Below are 25,748 nucleotides of genomic sequence, written 5' to 3'. Positions count from 1 at the left end.
GCGCACGCGCGCGGCTCGACGGGGAACCACACGGGGGTTGGCGATGCCGCCGTTGCGCAGTACCGGCGCGGACCGGGACGCGGAAGGGCCCGACTACGCGGGCGAGTACCGGCTCCAGGCCTGCCTCGGAGCCGGCGGCATGGGCGTCGTCCACCTCGCCACCTCCGCCTCGGGACTCCGGCTCGCGGTCAAGGTGGTGCACGCGCAGTACGCCGAGGACCCCGAGTTCCGGGCCCGCTTCCGTCAGGAGGTGGCCGCCGCCCGGCGGGTCAGCGGCGCGTTCACCGCGCCCGTCGTGGACGCCGACCCCGACGCCGTACGCCCCTGGATGGCGACCCTCTACGTCCCCGGGCCCACGCTCGCCGACCAGGTGAAGCGCAGCGGCCCGCTGTCCCGTGCCGAGCTGCGGCGGCTCACCGCCGGGCTCGCCGAGGCGCTGCGCGACATCCACCGGGCCGGAGTGGTCCACCGGGACCTCAAGCCGAGCAACGTGCTGCTGACCGACTCCGGCCCCAAGGTGATCGACTTCGGGATCTCCCGGCCGGTCGACAGCGACCTGCGCACGGAGACGGGGAAGCTGATCGGCTCCCCGCCGTTCATGGCGCCCGAGCAGTTCCAGCGGCCGAGGGAGGTCGGGCCCGCCGCCGACGTCTTCGCGCTGGGTTCGGTCCTCGTGCACGCGGCGACCGGGCACGGCCCGTTCGACTCCGACAGCCCGTACATCGTGGCGTACCAGGTCGTGCACGACGAGCCGGATCTGACCGGCGTGCCGGAGGAGCTGGCGCCCCTGGTGGCGCGCTGCCTCGCGAAGGAACCGGCCGAGCGGCCGACGCCCGCCGAGATCATGGCGGCGCTGCTGCCGCCTTCGTACGAGGCGACGGCGTTCATACCCGCCCAGCGGCGGTCCCCCGGCCCCTTCCCGTCCCTCGCCGCGGACGGTGCGGCGGGCGCCGCTGCCGGCTCCTTTGCCGGCGCGTGGGACGCCGACACTCCGGTACGGGCGGTGGCACCGCCCCGCCGGCGCCGATGGCCGCGGCCCCGGCTGCGGCTCCGGCTGCCGGTCGCGCTCGGCGTGCTGCTCGCCCTCGCGGCGGGCGGCACCGTCGCCGTCCTGGCGACGCGGGGCGCCGAGCGGCCGGCCGCTCCGGGGCACCCGGCGAAGGCGGCCACCTCGTTCACCGGCTGGCAGACCGTCCTCGGCACGAGGGGCGGGGGCGGCGAGGGCGGCGACGCCTCGGCGCCCGCCTGCGCGCTCTCCGGGGGCGCGCTCTACTGCTCGGGGCCCGGCCCCCTCGTCAGCCGGCTCGACGCCGCGACGGGACGGGTCGTCTGGTCACGGCCGGCCGCCGGTGCCGGCCGTACCGCTCCCGCGCTGCTGCCCGGCGGCACCGTCGCCGTCACCTCCGACACCGGAGAAGTCCACACGTACGCGGCCGGAAACGGCACACCGGGATGGCGCACCCGCCCGGCGGCCGCCGAGACCAACCGGCCGGCCGGTTCCGTCGTCGTCCTGTCCGGCGGCACCGGCCGGCTGCGCGCCGTCGACGCCGCCACCGGCAAGCAGCTCTGGCGGCACGGGCTGCCCGGCCACAGCGCCCCGCAGCTCGGCCCGTACGACTCCGCGTCCGGCCTCCTCACCGTCTTCGAACCGACCGCCGACGCGACCCACACCCTGATCAGCGCGGTGCGGCCGGCCACCGGGAAGGTCCTGTGGTCACACCGCCTGAAGGGCAACCTCGTGCCCGTCGCCCACGGCCGTGACGGCGCCCTGGTCCTGTCCGCCACCTACCGCGACATGCAGACCGAGGCCCTCGTCCGCTACGCACCCGAGCGCCGGGAGGCGCGGCGCGTCCCCCTGCCGTACCGCGTCGACAGCGCGTCGACCGCCGTGGCCGGCTCGACCGCGTACCTGCTCGGCAGGCTCGGCACCCTGACCGCCGTCGACCTGGCGGCCGGGCGGGTCCTGTGGGACCTGGAGACCGGCAGCCGCAACGTGTCCGCCCTCGCTCCCGGCGACGGCGGCCGCCTCTACGTCTCCGCCTCCGACGGCCGCCTCCTCGCCGTCGACACCGCCCACGGCACCCTCGTCGGCCAGACCCGCCCCCGCCTCGGCGACGGCCGTCTCGGCTACGTCACCTCCGTCCCGGCTCCCGTCACGTCCGGCCACCGGGTGTACGGCACGGCTCCCGACGGCTCCGTCTTCGCGGTGGACGGGAGCGACCCGGCGGGGTGGTGAGGCCCGAGCGGCCGAAGCGGCCCGGTCAGCAGCGCCCGTCGGTAGCGGCACGGTGACGGGCGGCCCGGTGAGGAGCGGCCGTCGGCAGCGGCCCGGTGTGGCCGGGAACGCGGCGGCGGCGGTGCGGGGGCGCTCCCCCGTACCGCCGCCGCCGTCTTCGTGTCAGCCCGGCTTCCGTGTCAGCCCAGCTTGGAGACGTCGCGGACCGCGCCCTTGTCCGCGCTGGTGGCCATCGCCGCGTAGGCCCGCAGGGCGGCGGAGACCTTGCGTTCGCGGTTCTTCGGGGCGTAGACGCCGTTCAGGGCCTCGCGGCGGGCGGCGAGGGTGGCGTCGTCGACGAGGAGGTCGATCGAGCGGTTGGGGATGTCGATGCGGATGCGGTCGCCGTCCTCGACGAGGGCGATCGTGCCGCCCGAGGCGGCCTCCGGGGAGGCGTGGCCGATGGACAGGCCCGAGGTGCCGCCGGAGAACCGGCCGTCCGTCACCAGGGCGCAGGTCTTGCCGAGGCCGCGGCCCTTGAGGAAGGACGTCGGGTAGAGCATCTCCTGCATGCCGGGGCCGCCCTTGGGGCCCTCGTAGCGGATGACGACCACGTCGCCGTCCTTGACCTGCTTGTTGAGGATCTTCTCGACGGCCTCCTCCTGCGACTCGCAGACGACGGCCGGGCCCTCGAAGGTCCAGATCGACTCGTCGACGCCGGCCGTCTTCACCACGCAGCCGTCGACGGCGAGGTTGCCGCGCAGCACCGCGAGCCCGCCGTCCTTGGAGTAGGCGTGGGCCGCGTCGCGGATGCAGCCGCCGGCCGCGTCCAGGTCGAGGCTGTCCCAGCGCTCGGACTGGGAGAACGCCTCGGCGGAGCGGACGCAGCCGGGGGCGGCGTGGAAGAGCTCGACGGCCTCCTCGGAGGCCGACCCGCCGCGGACGTCCCAGGCGTCCAGCCACTCCTTGATGGAGCGGGAGTGCACGGCGTGGACGTCCTCGTTGAGGAGCCCGGCGCGGTACAGCTCGCCCAGGATCGCCGGGATGCCGCCGGCCCGGTGCACGTCCTCCATGTAGTACGTGCCGCGCGGGGCGACGTTCGGGGCGACCTTGGCCAGGCAGGGCACGCGGCGCGAGACCTCGTCCATGTCGCTCAGGCCGTAGTCGAGCTCGGCCTCCTGCGCGGCCGCGAGCAGGTGCAGGATCGTGTTGGTGGAGCCGCCCATGGCGATGTCGAGCGCCATGGCGTTCTCGAAGGCGGCCTTCGTGGCGATGTTCCGCGGCAGGACGGAGGCGTCGTCCTCGTCGTAGTAGCGCCGGGTGATGTCGACGACCGTGCGGGCGGCGTTCTCGTACAGCGCGCGCCGGGCGGTGTGGGTGGCGAGGACGGAGCCGTTGCCGGGCAGGGAGAGGCCGATGGCCTCGGTGAGGCAGTTCATCGAGTTGGCGGTGAACATGCCGGAACAGGACCCGCAGGTCGGACAGGCGTTCTCCTCGATGCGGAGGATGTCCTCGTCGGAGACCTTGTCGTTGACGGCCTCGGAGATCGCGTCGACCAGGTCGAGCGTGCGGACCGTGCCGTCGACGAGCGTCGCACGGCCGGACTCCATGGGGCCGCCGGAGACGAAGACGGTCGGGATGTTGAGGCGCAGGGCGGCCATCAGCATGCCGGGGGTGATCTTGTCGCAGTTGGAGATGCAGATCAGGGCGTCGGCGCAGTGCGCCTCGACCATGTACTCCACGCTGTCGGCGATCAGGTCGCGGGACGGCAGGCTGTAGAGCATGCCGCCGTGGCCCATGGCGATGCCGTCGTCGACGGCGATCGTGTTGAACTCGCGGGCGATGCCGCCGGCGGCGGTGATGGCCTCGGAGACGATCCGGCCCACGGGCTGGAGGTGGGTGTGGCCGGGGACGAACTCCGTGAAGGAGTTGGCCACGGCGATGATCGGCTTCCGCCCGATGTCGGCGCCCGGTACACCGGAGGCGCGCATCAGGGCGCGTGCGCCCGCCATATTGCGGCCGTGGGTGACAGTGCGGGACCTCAGCTCGGGCATCGTCGCTCGCTCCTCATGATGGATGTCTCTGAAGTCGAGCGTACGCTTCGACTCCAAGATCTGGACACGGTGTCCGTATGGCGGACGAAATGTTCAGTGTGCGGTCGGTCGTCCGGGTCGGCCGGGTTCGCCTCACGGCTGGGTCAGATAGCGCTGGAGGGTCGGGGAGACCTGCGCCACGATCTCCTCCGGGTCCGCCGAGGCCAGCGGCTCCACCTGGATCACGTACCGCAGGATCGCGATCCCGATCATGTGCGAGGCGGCCAGTTCGGCGCGGAACTTCGGCTCCGGTACGTCGAGGTCGGCGGCGATCCGCTCGAGGAGACGCCGCAGGACGAAGCCGCGCAGCACCTTCGCCGCCGCCTCGTGGGTCAGCGCCGAGCGGATGATCGCCAGCAGCGGGGCGCGGGTCGCCGGGTTCTCCCACACCGAGATGAAGAAACGGGCCAGGCGCTCGCCGATCGCCTCGCGCGGGCCGCCGACGATGGCCGGCACGACCGTCGCCGGCTCGAAGGAGACCTCGATGGCCGCCGCGAAGACCTCGTCCTTCGTGCCGAAGTAGTGGTGGACGAGTGCCGCGTCGACGTCCGCGGCCTTCGCGATGCCGCGTACGGAGGTCTTGTCGTAGCCGCGCTCGGCGAACATCGCCCGCGCCGCCTCCAGGATCCGCTCGCGCGCGCCCGGTCCGCTCTCCTGCGCCGCGGTGCGGGAGGGGCGGCCGCGCCGCCGGGGGGACGGCTCGGTCACGGGCGCGGGGCCTCGGTCGGCCCGGCGGATCCCCTGAAGCGGGCGGAGCCACCGGATCCGGCGGACCGGCCGGGACCGGTGGACCGCGCGGGTCCGGTTGCGCCGCCCGGCGCCGCGGCGGCCAGGTGCAGCCGGGCGAAGGCCAGGGCCTCGGCGAGGTCGGCCTCGCGTTCGGCGGAGGACATCGCCCGGCGGGTGTTGACCTCGATGACGACGTGGCCGTCGTAGCCGCTGTGCGCCAGCCGCTCCAGGAGCTCGGCGCACGGCTGGGTGCCCCGGCCCGGCACCAGGTGCTCGTCCTTGGCTGAGCCGCGCCCGTCGGCCAGGTGGACGTGGCCGAGGCGGCCGCCCATGCGGTCGACCATCGCGAGGGTGTCGGTCCGGGCGGTGGCGGTGTGCGAGAGGTCGATCGTGAAGTGCCGGTAGTCGTCCTTGGTGACGTCCCACTCGGGGGCGTACGCGAGCATCTCGCGGTCCTTGTACCGCCAGGGGTACATGTTCTCCACGGCGAACCGGACGTCCGTCTCGTCGGCCATCCGCCAGATGCCGGTCACGAAGTCCCGCGCGTACTGCCGCTGCCAGCGGAACGGCGGGTGCACGACGACCGTCGTGGCGCCCAGCTTCTCGGCCGCCGCCTGGGCGCGCCGGAGCTTGACCCACGGGTCGGTGGACCAGACGCGCTGGGTGATGAGCAGGCAGGGGGCGTGCACGGCGAGGATCGGCACCTGGTGGTAGTCCGAGAGCCGGCGCAGCGCCTCGATGTCCTGGCTGACCGGATCGGTCCACACCATGACCTCGACGCCGTCGTAGCCGAGGCGCGCGGCGACCTCGAAGGCCGTCGCCGTCGACTCCGGATACACCGAGGCCGTCGACAGGGCGACCTTCGCATCCGGGACGCGCACCGCTGGTTCTGCCACGCAGAACAGGGTACGGGGCGGGCCGGAGGGCCGGGGGGTGGTTCCGGTCACGCCCGGCCCGGCGCCCTGCCCGCGTGCCCGGCCCGCGCCGCCCGGCCCCGCCGCCCGGCCCGCGCCGCCCGGCCCCGCCGCCCTGCCCGCGTGCCCGGCCCGACGCCCTGCCAGAGCGCTCGACCCGGCGCCCTGTCCGCGCCGCCCGGCCCGAGCCCGCTACGGCAGGTGGTCCAGGCGGCGCAGGATCACGCCCTCGCGCAGCGCCCACGGGCAGATCTCCAGCTCGTCGATGCCGAAGAGGTCCATCGCGCCCTCGGCGACCAGGGCGCCGGCCAGGAGCTGGGAGGCGCGGCCCTCGGAGACGCCCGGGAGGGCGGCGCGCTCACCCGCGCTCATCGCGGCGAGGCGCGGGACCCACTCCTCCAGCGACTTGCGGGACAGGTTGCGCTGGACGTACAGGCCGAAGCCGGAGCCCGGGGCACCGGCGATGCGGGCCAGCTGCTTGAAGGTCTTGGAGGTGGCCACGACGTGGTCGGGCGGCCCGAAGCGGTTGAACTCGCCGACCGTGCGGGCGATCTGCGCCCGCACGTGGCGGCGCAGCGCCTTCACGTCGGTGGTGTCGGGCGGGTCGCCCGGCAGCCAGCCCTTGGTGAGCCGTCCCGCGCCGAGCGGCAGGGAGACGGCCGTGTCGGGCTCCTCGTCGATGCCGAAGGCGATCTCCAGCGAACCGCCGCCGATGTCGAGGAGGAAGAGCTTGCCCGCGGACCAGCCGAACCAGCGCCGGGCGGCCAGGAAGGTGAGCCGGGCCTCCTCCTCGCCGCTGAGGACCTGGAGCGCGATGCCGGTCTCCGCGTAGACGCGGGCGAGGACCGCGTCGGCGTTGCTTGCCTCGCGCACCGCCGAGGTCGCGAACGGCAGCACCTCCTCGCAGCCCTTGTCCTCGGCGGCCGTGAGCGCCTCGCGGACGGTGGCGATGAGCCGCTCCACCCCCGCGTCGGCGATGGCGCCGCGCTCGTCGAGGAGCTCGGCGAGCCGCAGCTCCGCCTTGTGGGAGTGGGCGGGCAGCGGGCGGGCGCCGGGGTGGGCGTCCACCACGAGGAGGTGCACCGTGTTCGAACCGACGTCGAGGACTCCGAGTCTCATGGACGGAACGCTACTGCGCGCGCCCGCATACGCTTGGCGTTGTGCCAAAGACGAAGAAGGCGAAGCCGGGCAAAGACAGCGCCGCCCCCACCCCCGACCACGACGCCGCCAAGGCGGTCAGGGCCGCGCACGCGGCGAAGTCCGTGAAGGTCGGCCGGAAGCGGGCCAAGGGCGAGGAGCCCGACGAGAAGGGCCTGGACTTCCCGCGCGCCTGGGTCGAGTTCGCCGACCCCGACGACGAGGAGCAGGTCTACCGCTGCGACCTGACCTGGCTGACCTCCCGCTGGACCTGCATCTTCGGCAACGGCTGCCAGGGCATCCAGGAGGGGCGGGCCGACGACGGCTGCTGCACGCTCGGCGCGCACTTCTCCGACGAGGACGACGAGAAGCGGGTCGCCGAGCACGTGGCGCGGCTCACGCCGGAGCTGTGGCAGTTCCACGACGTCGGCACGGGCACGGGCTGGGTGCAGCTCGACGAGGACGGCGACCGGCAGACCCGCCGCTGGGAGGGCTCCTGCATCTTCCAGAACCGTCCCGGCTTCGCGGGCGGCGCGGGCTGCTCGCTGCACATCCTGGCCGTCCGGGAGGGCCGGGAGCCGCTGGAGACCAAGCCGGACGTGTGCTGGCAGCTGCCGGTGCGGCGGACCTACGACTGGATCGACCGCCCGGACGACACCAAGGTCCTCCAGGTGTCGATCGGGGAGTACGACCGGCGCGGCTGGGGGCCGGGCGGGCACGACCTGCACTGGTACTGCACGACCGCGAGCTCCGCGCACGTGGGCAAGGACCCGGTCTACGTCTCGTACCGGCCGGAGCTCGTCGAGATGATGGGCGAGGCGGCGTACGAGGTGCTGGCCGGGCTGTGCGAGGCGCGGCTCGCCTCCCAGCTGCCGCTGGTGGCCCCGCACCCCGCCGACCCTTCCTAGGTCTTCCGGACCCTTCCTAGGTCTTCGGACCCTTCCTCGGTCTTTCAGGGCGAGGGCGCCGGGTCCGTGCCCGGTGTCGTCTCGCTCGCCGACTCCGTGGGCGTGGGCTCGGTGGTCGGATCCGTCGTCGGGGGCGGGGTCGTGGGCTCCGTCGTGCTCGGCGGCGGGGTGGTCGGCGGCTCGCTCGTCGGGGGCGGGGGCGTCGGCTCGGTCGTGCTCGGCGGCGGGGTGGGGTTCGTCGTCGAGGGCGGCGGCGTCACCCCGTAGCCGTCGATCCGCACGACCGCGCCCGAGGGGTCGACCCCGACCCGGGCACTCCAGGCACCGGCCGGTTCGCGGGAGCGGTCGACGGAGATCCGGACCGTGACCGACTCGCCCGGGCGCAGGGTGCCGGACGCCTGGCTCACGTACAGCCAGGGGGCGTCGGACCACAGCGACCAGGCGGCGGGCGCGCCGCCCTCGTTGGTGAGGGTCAGCAGGGTGGTCGCGCCGCTGCCGCGCGCGGCGACGGTGATCCGGGCGGGCGCGGGCTGCCCCGGCCGGGCCGGAGGGACCGGGGCGCCGGGGCTGATCACCTCGACGGAGACGTCCGGGGCGCGGCTGCCGCGGGGGTCGGGGGTGGTCTGGGCGTTGCCCGTGTTCTCGTAACGGTCGTACGAACGGCCGCCGGCCCCGCCCTGCGAGGCGGCCGGCCCGTCCTGCTCGCGCGCGCTGATCCTGGATCCGTCGTGGCCCTCGCCGACGACCGGCGTGCCGCGGTACGAGGTCCACAGGGCGAGGACCGGGGCGGCGACCACCGCGGCGACCACGGTGGTGGTGACGGCGCGGGCGCGCATCCGGTCGCGGCGGGCGGCGTGGTCCTTGGGGTCGAGGGGGAAGCCGGTCGGGCCGAAGCGGGGGGCGCCGGCGCGGGTGCGCGGGACGTGCAGCATGGCCATGTACGCGGCGGCGCGCGGCGCCTCGACGATCGGGAGCCGGCCGGGCGGGGTGCTCAGGGCGCCCGGCCAGGGCGCTTGGGCGCCCGCCCGCTCGGCGACCCGGCGGCAGCGCGGGCAGTCGTCGACATGCCGGACCAGTTCGGCGCGCAGGGCGGCGGACAGCAGCACCTGGTGGTCGCCGGTGAGGCGGGCCACCGTCGGGCAGTCGCCGGTCTCGACGACGGCGAGGGCGGCGCGGGTGCGTTCGACCTCGCAGCCGGCGGAGGAGAGCAGCTCGCGGGCGGCGACCGGGTCGAGCGAGAGCACGGCGGCGACCTCGCGGTGGCCGAGGCCGTGCCGGACGGCGAGCTCCAGCGCCTCGCGCTGCTCGGGTGTGGTGCCTGCGGCCTCGGGCCAGGCGAGCGCGGCGAGTTCGGCGCGGCGCCGCTCGGCGACCTCGGGGGCGACCCGGGGCGGCTGGGGCGCGGCGACGGCGGGGCGGCCCGTGTGGGCGCCCTGGCGCCGGCGGCGCTGCTCGCCGAAGCTGCGCAGGCAGGCCCAGCGGGCCAGGGCGTACAGCCAGGCGCGGCGGCCGGACGCGTCGGCGGGACAGCGGCCGTGGTGGCGCTCGGCGACGGCCAGGACGTCGCCGAGGACGGCGGTGGCCGTGTCGTGGTCGCAGAGCACCGAGAGGCAGTAGGTGAAGAGGCCGTCCAGATACTCCTCGTACCGGGCGGGGGGCCGCTGGCCCTGCGTGCGGGGGCCGCCGGTGGTTCGCGTGGGGTGTTCCAGCCTGCTGCTCGTCACCCGGAGACGGTAGACAGGAGGGCGGGGGCTCTTCTCACCGCTTGCACACTTTTAATCCGTACGGGTGAAGCTATCGCCCGAAAGGGGACACGAGGGCCGTCTCCGCTTGCCGGGCCGGGGCGGGGCGGGCAGGAGCGCCCTGGGGTGCCGGCCCACGAAAGCCGGCGGGTGCCGACGGGTGCCGGGCAGGTGCCGACGGGTGCCGGGCGGGTGCCGACGGGTGCCGGGCAGGTGCCCGGGCGGGTGTCCGGGGATGCCCGGTGGACGGCCGGGGGACGGCCGGGGGACGCCGACGGGAGGCGCCGACGGGAGGCGCTGTCAGTGGCGGGGGCTACGGTGGCGCCCATGGCTGCTCGTACCAAAACCGCCAAGGACCGGCCGTCCTACCGCTGCACCGAGTGCGGCTGGCAGACCGCCAAGTGGCTCGGCCGCTGCCCCGAATGCCAGGCCTGGGGCACGGTGGAGGAGTACGGCGCGCCCGCCGTCCGCACCACCGCCGCGGGGCGGGTGTCCACCGCCGCGCTGCCCATCGGCCAGGTCGACGGGCGGCAGGCGACCGCCCGCAGCACCGGCGTGGACGAGCTGGACCGGGTCCTGGGCGGCGGGCTCGTGCCCGGCGCGGTCGTGCTGCTCGCGGGCGAGCCGGGCGTCGGCAAGTCCACGCTGCTGCTCGACGTGGCCGCCAAGGCCGCGAGCGACGAGCACCGCACGCTGTACGTGACGGGCGAGGAGTCCGCCAGTCAGGTCCGGCTGCGCGCCGACCGGATCAACGCGCTGAACGACCACCTCTATCTGGCGGCCGAGACGGACCTGTCGGCGGTCCTCGGGCACCTGGACGCGGTGAAGCCCTCGCTGCTGGTCCTGGACTCGGTGCAGACGGTGGCCTCGCCCGAGATCGACGGCGCCCCCGGCGGCATGGCCCAGGTGCGCGAGGTCGCCGGCGCGCTGATCCGGGCCTCCAAGGAGCGCGGCATGTCCACGCTGCTCGTGGGCCACGTCACCAAGGACGGGGCCATCGCGGGTCCCCGGCTCCTGGAGCACCTGGTCGACGTGGTGCTGCACTTCGAGGGCGACCGGCACGCGCGCCTGCGCCTGGTCCGGGGCGTGAAGAACCGGTACGGGGCGACGGACGAGGTCGGCTGCTTCGAACTGCACGACGAGGGCATCATCGGGCTCGCCGACCCGTCCGGCCTGTTCCTGACGCGCCGGGACACGGCCGTGCCCGGCACCTGTCTGACGGTGACGCTGGAGGGCCGGCGCCCCCTGGTGGCCGAGGTGCAGGCGCTGACGGTCGACTCCCAGATCCCCTCGCCGCGCCGCACCACCTCGGGCCTGGAGACCTCGCGGGTGTCGATGATGCTGGCGGTCCTGGAGCAGCGGGGCCGGATCACCGCGCTGGGCAAGCGGGACATCTACAGCGCGACCGTCGGCGGGGTGAAGCTCTCCGAGCCCGCCGCCGACCTGGCCATCGCCCTCGCGCTGGCCTCCGCGGCGAGCGACACCCCCCTGCCGAAGAACCTGGTGGCGATCGGCGAGGTCGGCCTGGCGGGCGAGGTCCGGCGGGTGACGGGCGTCCAGCGCCGTCTCTCGGAGGCGCACCGGCTCGGCTTCACGCACGCGCTGGTCCCGGCCGATCCCGGGAAGGTCCCGCCGGGCATGAAGGTCACCGAGGTCGCGGACATGGGCGACGCCCTGCGGGTGCTGCCGCGCGGCCGCCGGCCCCGGGCACCGCAGGAGGCGGAGGGATAGCGGCGAGGGAGCGGCCGAGGGGGACGGGGCGGCGGGTCCGGGCTTCCCGGGCGGGCCCCGGCGGGGGCTTTCGGGGCGGGTCCCGACGGGGCCCTCGCGCGCGCGTCGGAGGGCGGCAGGGCGGTGTCGCTAGACTTTGCCCTGGTCTCGCCCATCCGTACGAGCCGGAGGAGTGCAGTGGCAGCCAAGGACAACGAGGCACTGATGCGTGCGTCGCTCAGCGCCGTCGCCCCCGGCACCGCCCTGCGCGACGGGCTCGAACGGATCCTCCGCGGCAACACCGGCGGTCTGATCGTGCTCGGGATGGACAAGACCGTCGAGTCGATGTGCACCGGCGGTTTCGTCATCGACGTCGAGTTCACCGCCACGCGGCTGCGCGAGCTGTGCAAGCTCGACGGGGCGCTCGTCCTCGACAAGGACATCAGCAAGATCCTGCGGGCCGGCGTGCAGCTGGTGCCCGACGCGTCCATCCCCACCGAGGAGACCGGCACCCGGCACCGTACGGCCGACCGGGTCTCCAAGCAGTGCGGCTTCCCGGTCGTCTCGGTGTCGCAGTCGATGCGGCTGATCGCCCTGTACGTCAACGGCGAGCGCCGCGTCCTGGAGGAGTCGGCGGCGATCCTGTCCCGCGCCAACCAGGCCCTGGCGACCCTGGAGCGCTACAAGCTGCGCCTGGACGAGGTGGCCGGCACGCTCTCCGCCCTGGAGATCGAGGACCTGGTGACCGTCCGGGACGTCACCGCCGTGGCCCAGCGCCTGGAGATGGTGCGCCGGATCGCGACCGAGATCGCCGAGTACGTGGTGGAGCTCGGCACCGACGGCCGGCTGCTGTCGCTCCAGCTGGACGAGTTGATCGCGGGCGTGGAGCCGGAGCGCGAGCTCGTCATCCGTGACTACGTGCCCGAGCCCACGGCCAAGCGGTCCCGCACGGTCTCCGAGGCGCTCACCGAACTGGACGCGCTGACCCACGCCGAGCTGCTCGAACTGCCGATAGTGGCGCGGGCGCTCGGCTACACCGGCTCCCCCGAGACCCTGGACTCGGCGGTCTCGCCGCGCGGCTACCGGCTGCTCGCCAAGGTGCCGAGGCTGCCGGGCGCGATCATCGAGCGGCTCGTGGAGCACTTCGGCGGTCTGCAGAAGCTGCTCGCGGCGAGCGTGGACGACCTCCAGACCGTGGACGGCGTCGGCGAGGCCCGGGCGCGCAGCGTCCGCGAGGGTCTGTCGCGGCTGGCGGAGTCGTCGATCCTGGAGCGGTACGTCTAGGGCCTGTCCCTTCGAAGTGCGGTGTGCAGGGCGCGGCATGCCGGATCGATCACCTGTGTCGGCGTCGGCGGCACGGTGCGAGACTTCGGGCCATGACCGCATCCGAGCTCAGTGACCTGGACTATCTCCGGGAGATCGAGCGCCTCGCCCACCGCGTCAGTGTGGAGGCATCCAACGAAGGATGGCTCTCGTTCCAGGCAGACCCGGATGAGGCGACACCGCTCCAGCGCAGCGTGAACGTGCTTGCTCGGGCTCTGCGCCATTACCACTTCGAGGGCGACGGTTGTCTGGACGAGGACCGGCCTGTGGTCCGCCTCGTCGGAGCCTCGGTGTTGAAGCCCGGGGTCATGCCGGCCGGGACGGAGGAGGCGTACGAGGAGGTGTGCGCACGGATCGGCGTCGACCCCAGGCCGGAGGGCTGGGCACTGTGGAACACCTGGAGCGACGGGGACCTGGAGGTGACCATGGTGGTGTCCGCGGTCGGGACGACCGAGGGGCTGTTCGAGAACTGGGCCCGCGGGAGGGTGCTCGACCCGGTGTCGCCGCTGCCCTCCCAGATCGCCCTCGTCCGCCGGGGATGGATCGGACCGATGACGTTCTCACCTCGTGGCGTCGGACGGACCGGCCTCGGCGGTCGGCCGCTGCCGGGAGCGCGGTGAGGATCCGTTCCCAGGTGCCGTCCACGGGCCACCTGAGCAGCCGTTGGTGAGCGGTCCGGAATGAGCCCGAATCGTCCGGCAGGTCCCGCCGGGGCGAGCCGGTGCGGTACGTCCACGCGTTGACCTCCAGGGTCCGACGACGGTCGGCCCATCGCCGACCACCGGGCGGCCCCGCCGCCCACCGCCGGGCGGTCCATCGCCGACCACCGGGCGGCCCGCCGCTCGCCCCGGCGGCCCCGCCGCTCACCACCGGTCGACGAGGGGCGTGTCCGGTCCCTGCCGTCGCCATGCCTCGCCGAGGCGGCGGAGGCGGTCCGGGGCGGCGATGCCCCGCACCATCGCGATCCTGCCGTCGGCGACGTCGAACGTCACCGCGCCCTTGACCTGGCCGGCCACCACGAAGAGCAGCGCCGGGGCGCCGTTGACGAGCGCGTGGTGGAGGGCGGGCGTGCCGCCGGCCAGTCGCCGCTTCGCGGGAGTCGGCTTGAGGCCGGCCCGTACGACGGTGGCGATGCGCTCCGGGGTGTCGTACCGCAGCAGCTCCCGGGCCGTGCCCCCGACGCCGTCCGAGACCGCGACCGCGTCGTCGGTGAGCAGCGCCACCAGGCGTTCGGTGCGGCCCGAGGCGGCGGCCGCGAGGAACTCCTCGACGATCCCGCGGACCGCCGCCGGAGCGACCTCGCCGCCGCGGCGGCCGGCGGTGACGCGGCGCCGGGCCCGGTGCAGGTGCTGCTGGCTCGCCGCCTCGGTGATGTCGAGGATCTCGGCGATCTCGGCGTGGCCGTAGGAGAACGCCTCGCGCAGCACGTAGACGGCCCGCTCGTGGGGCGAGAGGCGTTCCATCAGCGTCAGCACGGCCAGGGAGACCGATTCGCGCTGCTCGAAGGTGTCGGCCGGGCCGAGCATGGGGTCGCCGTCGAGGAGCGGTTCGGGCAGCCAGGCGCCGGCGGCGCGTTCGCGACGCGCCCGGGCCGAGCGGAGCCGGTCCAGGCACAGATGGGTGACGACCTTGGTCAGCCACGCCTCCGGCACCCTGATGTGCTGCCGGTCGGCGGCCTGCCACTGCAGGAAGGCGTCCTGGACGGCGTCCTCGGCGTCGTTGGCGGAGCCGAGGAGGCGGTACGCCAGCGAGGCCAGCCGGTTGCGGCTGGCCTCGAACCGGCCGGCGTCGAAGCGATCGGTGGCGATGCTGTCCACGCGGGTCACCCTAGGTCCCGGTCCTAGGCGCCCGCGCGGGCCGGGGATGCGGCGGCCGGCGTCTGCGGTGCGGCGGCCAGGCGGTGCCTGCGCCGGGGCAGTCCGAAGGTGGGGTGCGAGGTGGTCCACAGCGACATCGCGAGGATGGTCGCCTTGAACCGGGCGGCCTTCCGGCCGGCGACGTGCTTCGGCTTCGCCCGCCACTCCTCGTCGACCATCTGCAGGATCGCGTCCCGGCGCCCGAGGCTGATGTGGTTGCCCACGTACTCCAGCCTGGTGTGCGGGACCTCGCGGCCGGTCAGGCGTGCCACGATCGCGGCCGTGGCCTGCATGCCGGTGAAGCCGGCCGAGGCGCAGGACATCGGCAGCGGGCGGCCGTTGTCACCGACGGCGTGGGCGCTGTCGCCGGCGGCGTAGACGTCGGGGTGCGAGACCGAGCGCATGGCGCGGTCGACGACGATCCGGCCGTCCTCGGTGACCTCGAGGCCGCCGGCGGCGGCGAGGGGGCTGACGGCGAACCCGGCCGTCCACACGGTCGCGTCGGAGGTCAGGAGCGTGCCGTCGGCGCACCGCACGCGGGTGGCCTCGACGGCCGTGACCTCGGTGTGTTCCAGGACGGTGACGCCCAGCCGGTCGCAGGCGCGGCGCAGGTGGGCGCGGGCTCCGGTGGAGAGCGCGGAGCCCAGCTCGCCGCGGGCGACCAGCGTCACGGCGAGGGCGGGCCGGGACTCGGCGATCTCGGTGGCGGTCTCGATGCCGGTCAGCCCGTCGCCGACGACCAGCACCCGGCCGCCTTCCTCCCGGCCGCTGAGGTCGTCCAGGCGGTCGCGCAGGCGCAGGGCGGAGGGCCGGGCGGCGATGTCGAAGGCGTGCTCGGCCGCTCCCGGGACGCCGTGGCGGGCGCCGTGGCTGCCGAGCGCGTACACCAGGGTGTCGTAGCCGAGTTCGCCGCCGCCGTCGGCGTCCGCCACGGCGACGGCACGGCGCTCGGGGTCGACGGCGGTGACCCGCGCCTGGCGGAGCCGTATCCCCGTGCCCGCGAAGACGTCGGCGAGCGGCGGCGCCTGGACCTTCTGGCCGGTCGCGAGCTGGTGCAGGCGCATCCGCTGGACGAAGTCCGGCTCCGCGTTGACGACGGTGATCTCGGCGTCCGCCGGGGACAGGCGGCGGGCCAGGGTCCCGGCCACGTAGGCCCCGGCATAGCCGGCGCCGAGGACGACGATGCGGTGCTTCATGAGCTTCTCCTGTCGGTTGGCTTGCTCCCGGTGAATGAGCGGGGCGGCGCCACGATTGCTGACAGGAAAGGCGTGTGACCTGCGTCACAGTACGGCAGGGCGGCTGGGTCAGTCCTTCTCGAGGCGGAACGACACCGGCGGGACCTTCACGCCGGAGACCGTCGCCTCCACCAGGTAGGTGGCCGGGCCGACCTCGCCCGCCGGGGCGGTCGCGCACCGGGGGGCGCTGCGGCGGCGGTCCCACTCCACGGTGTGGGTGATCTCCGTACGTGCCGGGACCTTCAGGAGTAGCGGGGCCGCGACGCGCGGGCAGTGCTCGGAGGACCAGAGCTCGCCCTTGGTGTCACGGATCGTCAACACCGCCGCCTTCGGGCCGAGATCGGCCTTGCAGTCGGTGGCGGAGGTGTTCTTCACGACCAGGTGGAAGCGGGGCTTCTCGCCCGGCTCGTAGGCCACCTTGACGCTGCGCAGGGCCAACTGGAGGGCTCCGGGCGGACAGTTGGGCAGCGGAGAATCGGCCGGAACCTGCTGTCCCGCGCCGGTGCCGGTGCTCCCGTCGCCTCCCGCGCCGTCCGGGTCGCCGTTCTTCCCGACGCCTGCGGTACCGGCGTCCGTGCCGGAGCCGGCGTCCGTACCGCCGTCGCCCTCGCCCGTGCCGTCGCCGCCGGCGGTGTCGCCGCCGCCCGACTCGTCGCGTCCGCCGGGCTGTTGGCTGATCGCCGGGCCGGAGCCGGAGGGCCCGGGGGTGATCGAGGGTGCGGGAGAGGCGCCGTTGGAGTCGTCGCCGGTCTTGCCGCCCTCACCGCCACCGGAGGTGAGGGCCCAGACGGCGAGCATCGCGAGGAGTGCGATCAGGCACAGCGCGACGGCCCTCCGACGCCAGTAGATGGAGGAGGGAAGCGGCCCGACCGGATTGCGCAGAGATCCCACGCCACGAACCTTACGAGAGATCAGGGCCAACTCCCGCCCCCCATGCCGCTCCAGACACCAAGTTTTGCCGATGATCACATCCGGGCCGGTTCGGGAACTCCCACGGCGCCCTGACGGGCCGTCGGGGCACCACCCCCTACTTTCGTCGGGGACGAGGGTCTCCGATGGGCCCGGGCAGCCGGGCGTGCGGGCCCGATACCGTCCTGACCATGGAAAACCTCCCTGACCTCTCCGACGGCCTGTATCTCGACATCACGCGCTTCGCGCATTCCACCCCGTACTGGTTCCAGAGACTGGCCGAGGTCTGGACCGAACTCGGACTGCTGCTCTTCGGGGTGCTGTTCGTGGCCGGCTGGTGGCGGAAGCGGCGGGGGACGGCGGACGCGATGACGCTCGCGCTGCTCGCCCCGCTCGCGACCGCCTTCGGTTACGTGGTGAGCGAGGGGCTGAAGACACTGGTCGACGAGGAGCGCCCGTGCCGGGCGGTGGCGGGGGCGCCCGCCTCGCTGGTCACCTGCCCGCCGTACGGCGACTGGTCCTTCCCCAGCAACCACTCGGCCATCGCCGGTGCGGCCGCCGTCGCGCTCGCCCTGTCGTGGCGCGGGATGATCTGGCTGGCCGCTCCGATGGCCCTGCTGATGGCCTTCTCCCGGGTGTTCGTCGGCGTCCACTACCCGCATGACGTCACGGCCGGCCTGCTGCTCGGCGCCGTGGTCGCGTTCGTGGCCGTGAAGGCGGCCGGGCGGCCGGTCCGCTCCCTGGTCGAGACGGCGAGGTCGAGCCGCAGCGGCGCGGTGGTGTGGTGCGTGGGGCGCGGCCCGCGCGTGCGTGCCTCCGCGCGCCCTTAGGGCGTACGCCACGGCGCGCACTGATCGCCCGGGGAACGTGCCAGGATCGGGGGTGCCATGACTTCCACTCCCGCCACTTCCGCCGCCGCTTCCTCCGAGACCCCTTCCGCCGCCGTCCGCACGGCGCCCGAGGCGCCTAAGGTCCCCGCCGCTCCCGCCGATCCCGCCCTGCCCTCCGCTCCCGACGAGCTGCACGGGCCCGTCCTCGCCTGGTTCGACCGGCACGCCCGTGATCTGCCGTGGCGCCGCCCGGAGGCCGGGGCGTGGGGCGTGATGGTCAGCGAGTTCATGCTCCAGCAGACCCCGGTCGTGCGGGTGCTGCCGGTGTACGAGCAGTGGCTGGCGCGCTGGCCGCGCCCGGCCGACCTGGCCGCCGAGGCGCCGGGCGAGGCCGTCCGCGCCTGGGGCCGGCTCGGCTATCCGCGCCGGGCGCTGCGGCTGCACGCGGCGGCCGTGGCCATAACGGAGCGGCACGGCGGTGACGTGCCGAGCGATCACGGTCAGCTGCTCGCGCTGCCGGGGATCGGGGAGTACACGGCCGCCGCGGTGGCCTCCTTCGCGTACGGGCAGCGTCACCCGGTCCTCGACACCAATGTGCGCCGGGTGTTCGCGCGGGCGGCGACCGGCGTGCAGTACCCGCCGAACGCCACCACCGCCGCCGAGCGCCGGCTGGCCCGGGCCCTGCTGCCGGACGACGAGGCGACGGCGGCCCGCTGGGCGGCGGCCTCCATGGAGCTCGGCGCGCTGGTGTGCACCGCGAAGAACGAGGACTGCGGGCGCTGTCCGCTGTCCGACCGGTGTGCCTGGCGCCTCGCCGGGAAGCCGGCCCACGACGGCCCGCCGCGGCGCGGCCAGACGTACGCGGGCACGGACCGGCAGGTGCGGGGCAAGCTGCTCGCCGTCCTTCGGGAAGCCGTGGACCCGGTGGAGCAGGCGGCCCTGGACGCGGTCTGGGACGAGCCGGTTCAGCGGGCCCGGGCGCTCGACGGCCTGGTCGCCGACGGCCTGGTGGAGCCGCTGGAGGGCGGTCGCTACCGCCTCCCGCTGACCTGAGCGGAGGCGGGCGGCCCGGACCGCCTTCGATCCGAAGGATCCGGAACCTATGAATCCGCTGTTACACAACCGATGGGTAGCCGTGCGCCCGCCGACGGCTGCCCCGCACAGCCTCGTGACAACCGCTCCGTAGCGTCGTCGACGTACAGACCAGAGGTGATCAGGGCTGGTCACGGGGATAGCGGAGGCGGTTTCGGGATGGCGCACGGCGAGGTGCTCGACTTCGAGGAGTACGTACGCACTCGGCAGGACGCGCTGCTGCGCAGCGCCCGCCGTCTGGTGCCCGACCCGGTGGACGCCCAGGACCTGCTCCAGACCGCCCTGGCCCGTACGTACGGCCGCTGGGACGGCATCGCCGACAAGTCGCTGGCCGACGCGTACCTCCGCCGGGTCATGATCAACACCCGGACCGAGTGGTGGCGGGCCCGCAAGCTGGACGAGGTGCCCACCGAGCAGCTGCCCGACGCCAGCGTCGAGGACGCCACCGAGCAGCACGCCGACCGGGCCCTGCTGATGGACATCCTCAAGGTGCTCGCGCCCAAGCAGCGCAGCGTGGTCGTGCTGCGCCACTGGGAGCAGATGAGCACCGAGGAGACCGCCGCCGCGCTCGGCATGTCGACCGGTACGGTGAAGAGCACGCTCCACCGCGCCCTGGCCCGACTGCGCCAGGAACTGGAGAGCCGGGCCGCCGACGGCGACGCCCGGGCTCTGGACGCGGGCGTCCTGGAGCGCAAGGCGCAGGCCGTACGAGCGGTGAGGACCGTACGCACGGCGGCGGCGGTACGAGGCGACGAGCGGAAGCAGGAGCGGTGCGCGGCCTAGGACAGGCTCTGACTGCCAGGGAGCGGGCGGCGAGCGTCACGGCGATGGCCGGGCTCGCCGCCGTCGGCGTGCTCGTGGCCGGCTGCTCGACCGGAGGGACCGGCTCCCGTGACGAGGGGGCGGCGCGGCCGGACGAGGTCGCCTCGACCGCCCCGACCACGCCGAGGCCGTCCGGCTCCCCCGGCCAGGTCGGCGGGCCCACCACCAAGCGGGTGGACCCGATCGCCCTGCTGAAGAACGACCCGAAGATCGGCGAGCGGCTGAAGGCCGACCTGAAGCCCTGCGCGGCGGACGCCTATCCGGTGGACACCTCCTACGGCAACCTCACCGGCGCCACCTCGCCCGACGTCGTCGTCAACGTGATGACCTGCGGGGACGCCGTGGGCATCGGCACGTACGTGTACCGCGAGGAGAACGACAGGTACACGAACGTCTTCATGGCCGAGGACGCGGCGGTGTACGGCACGATCGACCGGGGCGACCTGGTCGTCACCAAGCAGGTGTACGCGAAGGGCGACCCCGTCGCGTACCCCTCGGGCGAGGACGTGATCACCTACCGCTGGATGGGCAACCGGTTCAGCCAGCACGACTGGGTGCACAACGACTACAGCAAGGCCGTCGGCGACGGCGGCATCGACGGTGCCGCCCCCGCGCCGAGCGAACCCGGTTCGGACTGACGGACCGCGAGGAAACGAAGGAAGGGCGGACGGCGCACCATGGCCGAGACCCATGTCCTCTTCGTCGAGGACGACGACGTCATCCGTGAGGCCACCCAGCTCGCGCTGGAGCGGGACGGCTTCACGGTGACGGCCATGCCCGACGGGCTCTCCGGCCTGGATGCCTTCCGCGCGCACCGGCCCGACATCGCGCTCCTGGACGTCATGCTGCCCGGGATGGACGGCGTCAGCCTGTGCCGGCGGATCCGCGACGAGTCGACCGTGCCGGTGATCATGCTCTCGGCGCGTGCCGACTCCATCGACGTCGTCCTCGGCCTGGAGGCCGGGGCGGACGACTACGTGACCAAGCCCTTCGACGGCTCCGTCCTCATGGCCCGGATCCGCGCCGTGCTGCGCCGCTTCGGCCACGCGGGCGGAGCGGGCGCGGGCGACGGCGGCCGGGAGGAGACCGCCTCGGGCGGGGTGCTGGCCTTCGGCGACCTGGAGGTCGACACCGACGGCATGGAGGTGCGCAGGGCCGGCACGCCGGTCGCGCTCACCCCCACGGAGATGCGGCTGCTCCTGGAGTTCTCCTCGGCGCCCGGCACCGTGCTGTCCCGCGACAAGCTCCTGGAGCGGGTCTGGGACTACGGCTGGGGCGGCGACACCCGGGTGGTCGACGTCCATGTGCAGCGGCTGCGCACCAAGATCGGCCAGGACCGGATCGAGACGGTCCGGGGCTTCGGCTACAAGCTCAAGGGATGAGCGCGCTACAAGCTCAAGGGGTGAGCGCGCCGACGGGACGGGCCGCGGACGCCGTGGTGCCGAGGACGAAGCAGGTCAGCAGGTGATGAACGGACTCGCCCTCCGTACGGGCGTCCGCTGGAAGATCGCCGTCGCCATCGCGGCGGTCGGCGCCCTCATCGCGGTCACGCTCAGCCTGGTCGTCCACAACGCGGCCCGCGTCTCCATGCTCGACAACGCGCGTGAGGTGCAGATGTGGCGGCTGATCTCCGCCCAGCGCGTGTACGAGACCTCCAAGCCCAAGGAGCCGCGCTTCGGCACCAAGATCAACGACCCGGCGCTGCCGCCGCAGCTCGACCAGCTGATGCGCGACGGCCGGCGCGGCACCTACATCCAGGAACACGACGACGGCGGCCCGCCGGACGTGTGGGCCGCCGTGCCGCTCGCCAACGGCGACGTGCTGTCGCTGCACGTCCCCTTCGCCGACCGCAGCGCCACGATCATGAAGGACCTCGACCGGGCCCTGATCATAGGCTCGGTGTCGGTGGTCTTCGGCGGCTGCGCGCTCGGCGTGCTCATCGGCGGTCAGCTCTCGCGCCGGCTGCGCAAGGCCGCCGCGGCGGCCGGCCGGGTCGCCCAGGGCAACACCGGGGTCCGGGTCAGGGACGCGGTCGGCGGGGTCGTGCGCGACGAGACCGACGAGCTCGCCCGGGCCATCGACGCCCTCACCGACGCCCTGAACGAACGCATCGAGGCCGAGCGGCGGGTGACCGCGGACATCGCGCACGAGCTGCGCACCCCGGTCACCGGGCTGCTCACGGCCGCGGAACTGCTGCCGCCGGGGCGCCCGACCGAGCTCGTACGGGACCGGGCGCAGGCCATGCGGACCCTGGTCGAGGACGTCCTGGAGGTGGCCCGGCTCGACAGCGCGTCGGAGCGGGCCGAGCTCCAGGAGATCGCGCTCGGCGAGTTCGTCGAACGCCGGGTGCGGGCCCTCGACCCGGACGCGGTGGTCCGGGTCGTCCACGAGTCCTGGGTGAACACCGACCCGCGCCGCCTGGAGCGCATCCTGGGCAACCTGCTCGCGAACGCCGCCAAGCACGGCAAGGGCCCCGGCCCGGTGGAGGTCACCGTCGAGGGCCGGGTGGTCCGGGTCAGGGACCACGGCCCCGGCTTCCCCGAGGCGCTGCTGCGGGAGGGCCCGAGCCGCTTCCGTACGGGCAGCAGCGACCGCGCGGGCCAGGGCCACGGCCTGGGCCTGACCATCGCGTCCGGCCAGGCCCGGGTCCTCGGCGCCCGGCTGACCTTCCGCAACGCCGCCCCGGAGGGCACCCCGGGCGGGGCGGGCGGCGCGGTCGCGGTGCTGTGGCTCCCGGAGCACGCGCCGACGACCACGGGCAGCTTCCCGGTGCTGCGGCTGGCGGACTGACGGCTTCCGGGCCGGCGCCCGCTCGGGGCCGGTCGGCCGCGAGCGGGCGGGGCGGCCGGGGGCCGGGGCCGGGGCGCCCGGCGGCGGGCTACCGGGGGCCGGGGCGGCCTACGGGGGCCGGGGCGCCCGGCGGCGGGCTACCGGGGGCCGGGGGCCGGGGCGGCCTACGGGGGCCGGGGCGGCTCGCGCTACTTCGCGGGGAGGCCGGTCCCGCGCAGCGGCTCCTCCTTGACGAGGAAGGCGAGGACGAAGCCGAGGACGGCGACGGCCGAGCCGACCAGGAAGGCCGAGTGGGTGCCGGCGGCGACGGCGTGCTGGTACGCCTCGCGGAGCGCCTCCGGCAGCCTGGCCAGGCTCGCCGCGTCGAGCTGGGCCGACCGGGCGGTCGCGGCGCCGCCGCCGCGGGCCGCCATCTCGTCCTGCACCCGGTGGTTGAACAGGGCGCCCATGATCGCGACGCCGAAGGAGGAGCCGAGGGTGCGGAAGAGGGTGGTCGTCGAGGAGGCGACGCCCATGTCCCGCATCTCGACGCTGTTCTGCGCGACGAGCATCGTGATCTGCATCAGGAAGCCCATGCCGGCGCCGAGGACCGCCATGAACAGGCCGGCGGTGAGCCGCGAGGTGCCGGTGTCCATCTGCGCGAGCAGGAACAGGCCGACGACCATGAGCGCCGAGCCGACGATCGGGAAGATCTTGTACGTCCCGCTGGTGGTGGTGATGCGGCCGGAGATCATCGAGACGACCATCATCGACAGCAGCATCGGCAGGAGCAGCAGCCCCGAGTTGGTCGCGGAGGCGCCCTGGACGGACTGCTGGAACAGCGGCAGGAAGAGCACCGCGCCGAACATGACGAAGCCGGTGAGGAAGCCGATCACGGACATCAGGGTGAAGTTGCGGCTGCGGAAGATGTGCAGCGGCACGATCGGGTCGCTCGCGCGGTTCTCGACGAAGAGGAAGGCCACGAGGGCGAGGACGCCACCGGCCGCGAGGCCGACGATGGTGGCCGAACCCCAGGCGTACTCGGTGCCGCCCCAGGTGGTGACGAGGACGATCGCGGTGATGCCGGCGGTCAGCAGGGCCGCGCCGAGGAAGTCGATCCGGGTGCCGGCGGTGCGCCGCTTCTTCGGCAGGTGGAGGACGGTCGTGACCATCGCGAGGGCGACGGCGCCGAGCGGCAGGTTGATGTAGAAGGACCAGCGCCAGCCCCAGTGGTCGGTGATGGTGCCGCCGACCAGCGGTCCGCCGATCATGGCGAGCGCCATGACACCGGCCATCATGCCCTGGTACCTGCCGCGGTCCCGGGGCGGTATCAGGTCGCCGATGATCGCCATCACGCCCACCATGAGGCCGCCGGCGCCCAGGCCCTGGACCGCGCGGAAGCCGATGAGCTGCCCCATGTCCTGGGCCATGCCGCTGAGCGCCGAGCCGATGAGGAAGAGCACGATCGAGCCGAGGAAGACGCCCTTGCGGCCGTACATGTCGCCGAGCTTGCCCCACAGGGGCGTCGAGGCGGCGGTGGCCAGGGTGTAGGCGGTGACGACCCAGGAGAGGTGTTCCAGGCCGCCGAGCTCACCGACGATCGTCGGCATGGCGGTGCCGATGATCATGTTGTCCAGCATCGCGAGCAGCATCGCGATCATCAGGGCGAGGAGGACGACCCGGACGCTGCGCGGCGTCCGCGGTGCGCTCCGGTCCCTCCCCCGTGGTCGCGGGTGTCCTCTGGTCGGTGGTCGCCATCTCGATCCTTACTTGCCGCCCGGCTAGTTACTAGACTGGGGGACGGTAGACCCGTCACTAGCCGGGCGTCAAGTAAGTTTCCGTGAGAGCGAGCAGACCATGGCCCGAGGCAACACCCGTCAGCGCATCCAGGACGTGGCCCTCGAACTCTTCGCCGAGCAGGGATACGAGAAGACCTCGCTGCGGGAGATCGCCGAACGCCTCGACGTCACCAAGGCCGCGCTCTACTACCACTTCAAGACCAAGGAAGACATCCTGATCAGCATCTTCCAGGACCTCACCCGGCCCATGGACCAGCTGATCGAGTGGGCGGGCAGCCGGCCGCGCACCCTGGAGACGAAGCAGGAGATCCTCCGCCGCTACCAGCGGGCGCTGCTCGCCGCCGCCCCGCTCTTCCGCTTCATGCAGGACAACCAGGCGGCGGTCAGCAAGCTGAGCGTCGGCCTGACCTTCAAGGAGCGCATGATCGCGCTGACCGGCCTGGTCCAGGAGCCGGACTTCACGATGACGGACAGGGTCCGCTCCATCAGCGCGATCTTCACGCTGCACGCGGGGACGTTCTTCATGCAGAACGTCGAGGGCGACCCCGAGGAGAAGCGCGAAGCCGTCCTCGAGGTCGCCCTCGATCTGATCGAGCAGGCCCATCGGGCCTGACCCGTCACGTCACCGTCAGATGGTGACGCCGTGGGACCGCAGGAAGGCGGCCGGGTTCACGGCGGAACCGTAGTTCGGGGTGGTGCGGATCTCGAAGTGCAGGTGCGGGCCGGAGGAGTTCCCGGTGTTGCCCGAGAGGGCGATCCGCTGACCGGCGGAGACCTTCTGGCCGATGTGGACCTTGATCTTCGACAGGTGGGCGTACTGCGAGTACGTGCCGTTGGCGTGCTTCACGACGATCGCGTTGCCGTACGCGGGGCCGTCGCCGCCGCCGTACGGGCCGGCCTTCACGACGGTGCCGGCACCGGCCGCCTTGACCGGGGTGCCGACCGGAACGGCGAAGTCCTGGCCGGAGTGCTTGTGGGACCACATGGCGCCGCCCTGGTTGAAGCTGGCGGTCAGGGTGTAGCCGGCGACCGGCTTGACCCAGGAGGCGGCCTTCTTCGCGGCGGCCTTCTTGACGACGGCCTTCTTGGCGACGGCCTGCTTCTGGGCGGTGGCCTTGGCCGCGGCGGCCTTGACCTGGGCGGCCAGCTGGGCGGCGGCCTTGGCCTGGACGTCGGCCTGCTTGGCGACGGCGGCGGACGCGGCCACGGCGGTCTGCGTGTTGGCGACGGCGGCCTTGCCCTCGGCGGCGAACGCGGAGCCGGCTCCGGCCACCAGCGACGCTCCCAGACCAGCGGCGGCGAGGGCGACGGCGGTGGTGCGGATGCTGGGCTTCATGACGCGGTTCGACATACGGGGGAGATCCTCCGGACAGACGGGGACCCGGCGCGAGAGCGGTGAGCGCCGGGCTTGCTCATCCTTGGTAACCCGGACCCCCATCCCGGCCAAAACACCCCATCTACGACATCACGTCGTAGCGATCTCCGGGGAAGTTCAGCTCTTGACGGCCCCGCGCGGCCCGTACGAAATCGGACAAAGCGACCCGCGTAGACCCGTTTAACCGCACGTCGCCGATGCCCGGACGGCCCAAAAGGCCGCCGCCCGCCCGCCTCGGGACCGGCCGGGACCAAAGTCCCGGCGGTTCAGCCCTGAACGTCCCGAATCCA

21 protein-coding genes and 2 pseudogenes are annotated in these 25,748 nt (G+C 73.9%); 12 read left to right on the top strand and 11 right to left on the bottom strand.

Features of this window, described 5'->3' with window-relative positions:
• Positions 1–43 precede the first annotated feature (43 nt).
• Positions 44–2,236, top strand: coding sequence for a protein kinase domain-containing protein (locus ABD954_RS19085; protein ID WP_345487252.1), 2,193 nt, complete (start codon positions 44–46; stop codon positions 2,234–2,236).
• Positions 2,237–2,415: 179 nt separating this feature from the next.
• On the opposite strand, the gene ilvD is transcribed toward ABD954_RS19085, so the two are convergent.
• The 4 genes from ilvD to ABD954_RS19065 all read right to left on the bottom strand — a co-directional run bounded on the left by ilvD (position 2,416) and on the right by ABD954_RS19065 (position 7,070).
• A complete protein-coding gene (ilvD, locus tag ABD954_RS19080; RefSeq protein WP_345487251.1) occupies positions 2,416–4,269 on the bottom strand; it encodes a dihydroxy-acid dehydratase in 1,854 nt (617 codons plus the stop codon).
• Positions 4,270–4,401: 132 nt separating this feature from the next.
• Entirely contained in the window at positions 4,402–5,016 is a 615-nt protein-coding gene (locus ABD954_RS19075) for a TetR/AcrR family transcriptional regulator (protein ID WP_345487250.1), read from the bottom strand.
• The gene (locus ABD954_RS19070; RefSeq protein WP_345487249.1) at positions 5,013–5,933 is read right to left on the bottom strand and encodes a sugar phosphate isomerase/epimerase family protein; all 921 of its coding nucleotides are present in this window, start codon (positions 5,931–5,933) and stop codon (positions 5,013–5,015) included. The genes ABD954_RS19075 and ABD954_RS19070 overlap by 4 nt, the downstream gene beginning before the upstream one ends.
• A 210-nt stretch (positions 5,934–6,143) precedes the next feature.
• The gene (locus ABD954_RS19065; protein ID WP_345487248.1) at positions 6,144–7,070 is read right to left on the bottom strand and encodes a Ppx/GppA family phosphatase; all 927 of its coding nucleotides are present in this window, start codon (positions 7,068–7,070) and stop codon (positions 6,144–6,146) included.
• Between the two features lie 143 nt (positions 7,071–7,213).
• Between ABD954_RS19065 and ABD954_RS19060 the strand changes: the two genes are divergently transcribed.
• Positions 7,214–7,996 carry a DUF3109 family protein gene (locus tag ABD954_RS19060; RefSeq protein WP_345492301.1) on the top strand — a complete coding sequence of 261 codons (783 nt, stop codon included), beginning with the start codon at positions 7,214–7,216 and terminating at the stop codon, positions 7,994–7,996.
• Positions 7,997–8,040: 44 nt separating this feature from the next.
• Here ABD954_RS19060 and ABD954_RS19055 read toward each other — a convergent pair whose 3' ends face one another.
• The gene (locus ABD954_RS19055) at positions 8,041–9,720 is read right to left on the bottom strand and encodes a BACON domain-containing protein (protein WP_345487247.1); all 1,680 of its coding nucleotides are present in this window, start codon (positions 9,718–9,720) and stop codon (positions 8,041–8,043) included.
• A gap of 345 nt (positions 9,721–10,065) precedes the next feature.
• Between ABD954_RS19055 and radA the strand changes: the two genes are divergently transcribed.
• From radA to ABD954_RS19040, 3 genes are all read left to right on the top strand, one after another.
• Positions 10,066–11,469 (top strand): DNA repair protein RadA, encoded by a 1,404-nt coding sequence (gene radA, locus ABD954_RS19050; RefSeq protein ID WP_345487246.1) that lies wholly within the window; start codon positions 10,066–10,068, stop codon positions 11,467–11,469.
• Between the two features lie 204 nt (positions 11,470–11,673).
• Positions 11,674–12,732 carry a DNA integrity scanning diadenylate cyclase DisA gene (gene disA, locus ABD954_RS19045; RefSeq protein WP_345492299.1) on the top strand — a complete coding sequence of 353 codons (1,059 nt, stop codon included), beginning with the start codon at positions 11,674–11,676 and terminating at the stop codon, positions 12,730–12,732.
• A gap of 92 nt (positions 12,733–12,824) precedes the next feature.
• Positions 12,825–13,391 carry a hypothetical protein gene (locus ABD954_RS19040; protein ID WP_345487245.1) on the top strand — a complete coding sequence of 189 codons (567 nt, stop codon included), beginning with the start codon at positions 12,825–12,827 and terminating at the stop codon, positions 13,389–13,391.
• 13 nt (positions 13,392–13,404) lie between these two features.
• Here ABD954_RS19040 and ABD954_RS33640 read toward each other — a convergent pair.
• The 4 genes and pseudogenes from ABD954_RS33640 to ABD954_RS19020 form a co-directional block, all read right to left on the bottom strand.
• A pseudogene (locus ABD954_RS33640) lies at positions 13,405–13,680 on the bottom strand (transposase); the annotation flags it as partial.
• Positions 13,635–14,588, bottom strand: coding sequence for a sigma-70 family RNA polymerase sigma factor (locus ABD954_RS19030; RefSeq protein WP_345487244.1), 954 nt, complete (start codon positions 14,586–14,588; stop codon positions 13,635–13,637). The pseudogene ABD954_RS33640 and the gene ABD954_RS19030, both read right to left, overlap by 46 nt.
• 23 nt (positions 14,589–14,611) lie before the next feature.
• Entirely contained in the window at positions 14,612–15,823 is a 1,212-nt protein-coding gene (locus tag ABD954_RS19025; RefSeq protein ID WP_345487243.1) for an NAD(P)/FAD-dependent oxidoreductase, read from the bottom strand.
• A gap of 108 nt (positions 15,824–15,931) precedes the next feature.
• Entirely contained in the window at positions 15,932–16,753 is an 822-nt protein-coding gene (locus tag ABD954_RS19020; RefSeq protein WP_345487242.1) for a hypothetical protein, read from the bottom strand.
• Positions 16,754–16,962: 209 nt separating this feature from the next.
• Between ABD954_RS19020 and ABD954_RS19015 the strand changes: the two genes are divergently transcribed.
• The 6 genes from ABD954_RS19015 to cseC all read left to right on the top strand — a co-directional run bounded on the left by ABD954_RS19015 (position 16,963) and on the right by cseC (position 22,305).
• A complete protein-coding gene (locus ABD954_RS19015; RefSeq protein WP_345487241.1) occupies positions 16,963–17,601 on the top strand; it encodes a phosphatase PAP2 family protein in 639 nt (212 codons plus the stop codon).
• Between the two features lie 57 nt (positions 17,602–17,658).
• A complete protein-coding gene (locus tag ABD954_RS19010) occupies positions 17,659–18,654 on the top strand; it encodes an HhH-GPD family protein (protein WP_345487240.1) in 996 nt (331 codons plus the stop codon).
• 198 nt (positions 18,655–18,852) lie between these two features.
• On the top strand, positions 18,853–19,476 hold the full coding sequence (locus ABD954_RS19005) for a SigE family RNA polymerase sigma factor (RefSeq protein ID WP_345487239.1): 624 nt from the start codon (positions 18,853–18,855) through the stop codon (positions 19,474–19,476).
• Between the two features lie 44 nt (positions 19,477–19,520).
• A complete protein-coding gene (locus ABD954_RS19000; protein WP_345487238.1) occupies positions 19,521–20,153 on the top strand; it encodes a hypothetical protein in 633 nt (210 codons plus the stop codon).
• A gap of 39 nt (positions 20,154–20,192) precedes the next feature.
• The gene (gene cseB / locus ABD954_RS18995) at positions 20,193–20,897 is read left to right on the top strand and encodes a two-component system response regulator CseB (RefSeq protein ID WP_345487237.1); all 705 of its coding nucleotides are present in this window, start codon (positions 20,193–20,195) and stop codon (positions 20,895–20,897) included.
• An 85-nt stretch (positions 20,898–20,982) separates the two neighbouring features.
• The gene (gene cseC / locus ABD954_RS18990) at positions 20,983–22,305 is read left to right on the top strand and encodes a two-component system sensor histidine kinase CseC (RefSeq protein WP_345487236.1); all 1,323 of its coding nucleotides are present in this window, start codon (positions 20,983–20,985) and stop codon (positions 22,303–22,305) included.
• A gap of 188 nt (positions 22,306–22,493) precedes the next feature.
• On the opposite strand, the pseudogene ABD954_RS18985 reads toward cseC, so the two are convergent.
• Positions 22,494–23,978: pseudogene (locus tag ABD954_RS18985) on the bottom strand (MDR family MFS transporter); the annotation flags it as partial.
• A gap of 163 nt (positions 23,979–24,141) precedes the next feature.
• Between ABD954_RS18985 and ABD954_RS18980 the strand changes: the two are divergent.
• Positions 24,142–24,696, top strand: coding sequence for a TetR/AcrR family transcriptional regulator (locus ABD954_RS18980; protein ID WP_345487234.1), 555 nt, complete (start codon positions 24,142–24,144; stop codon positions 24,694–24,696).
• A 15-nt stretch (positions 24,697–24,711) separates the two neighbouring features.
• Here the strand turns inward: ABD954_RS18980 and ABD954_RS18975 are convergent, their stop codons facing one another.
• A complete protein-coding gene (locus ABD954_RS18975; RefSeq protein WP_345487232.1) occupies positions 24,712–25,434 on the bottom strand; it encodes a M23 family metallopeptidase in 723 nt (240 codons plus the stop codon).
• Between the last annotated feature and the right edge of the window lie 314 nt (positions 25,435–25,748).

This window comes from Streptomyces roseoviridis, assembly GCF_039535235.1.
Lineage (GTDB): Bacteria > Actinomycetota > Actinomycetes > Streptomycetales > Streptomycetaceae > Streptomyces > Streptomyces roseoviridis.
This window is presented reverse-complemented; position numbering and strand designations above follow the sequence as displayed.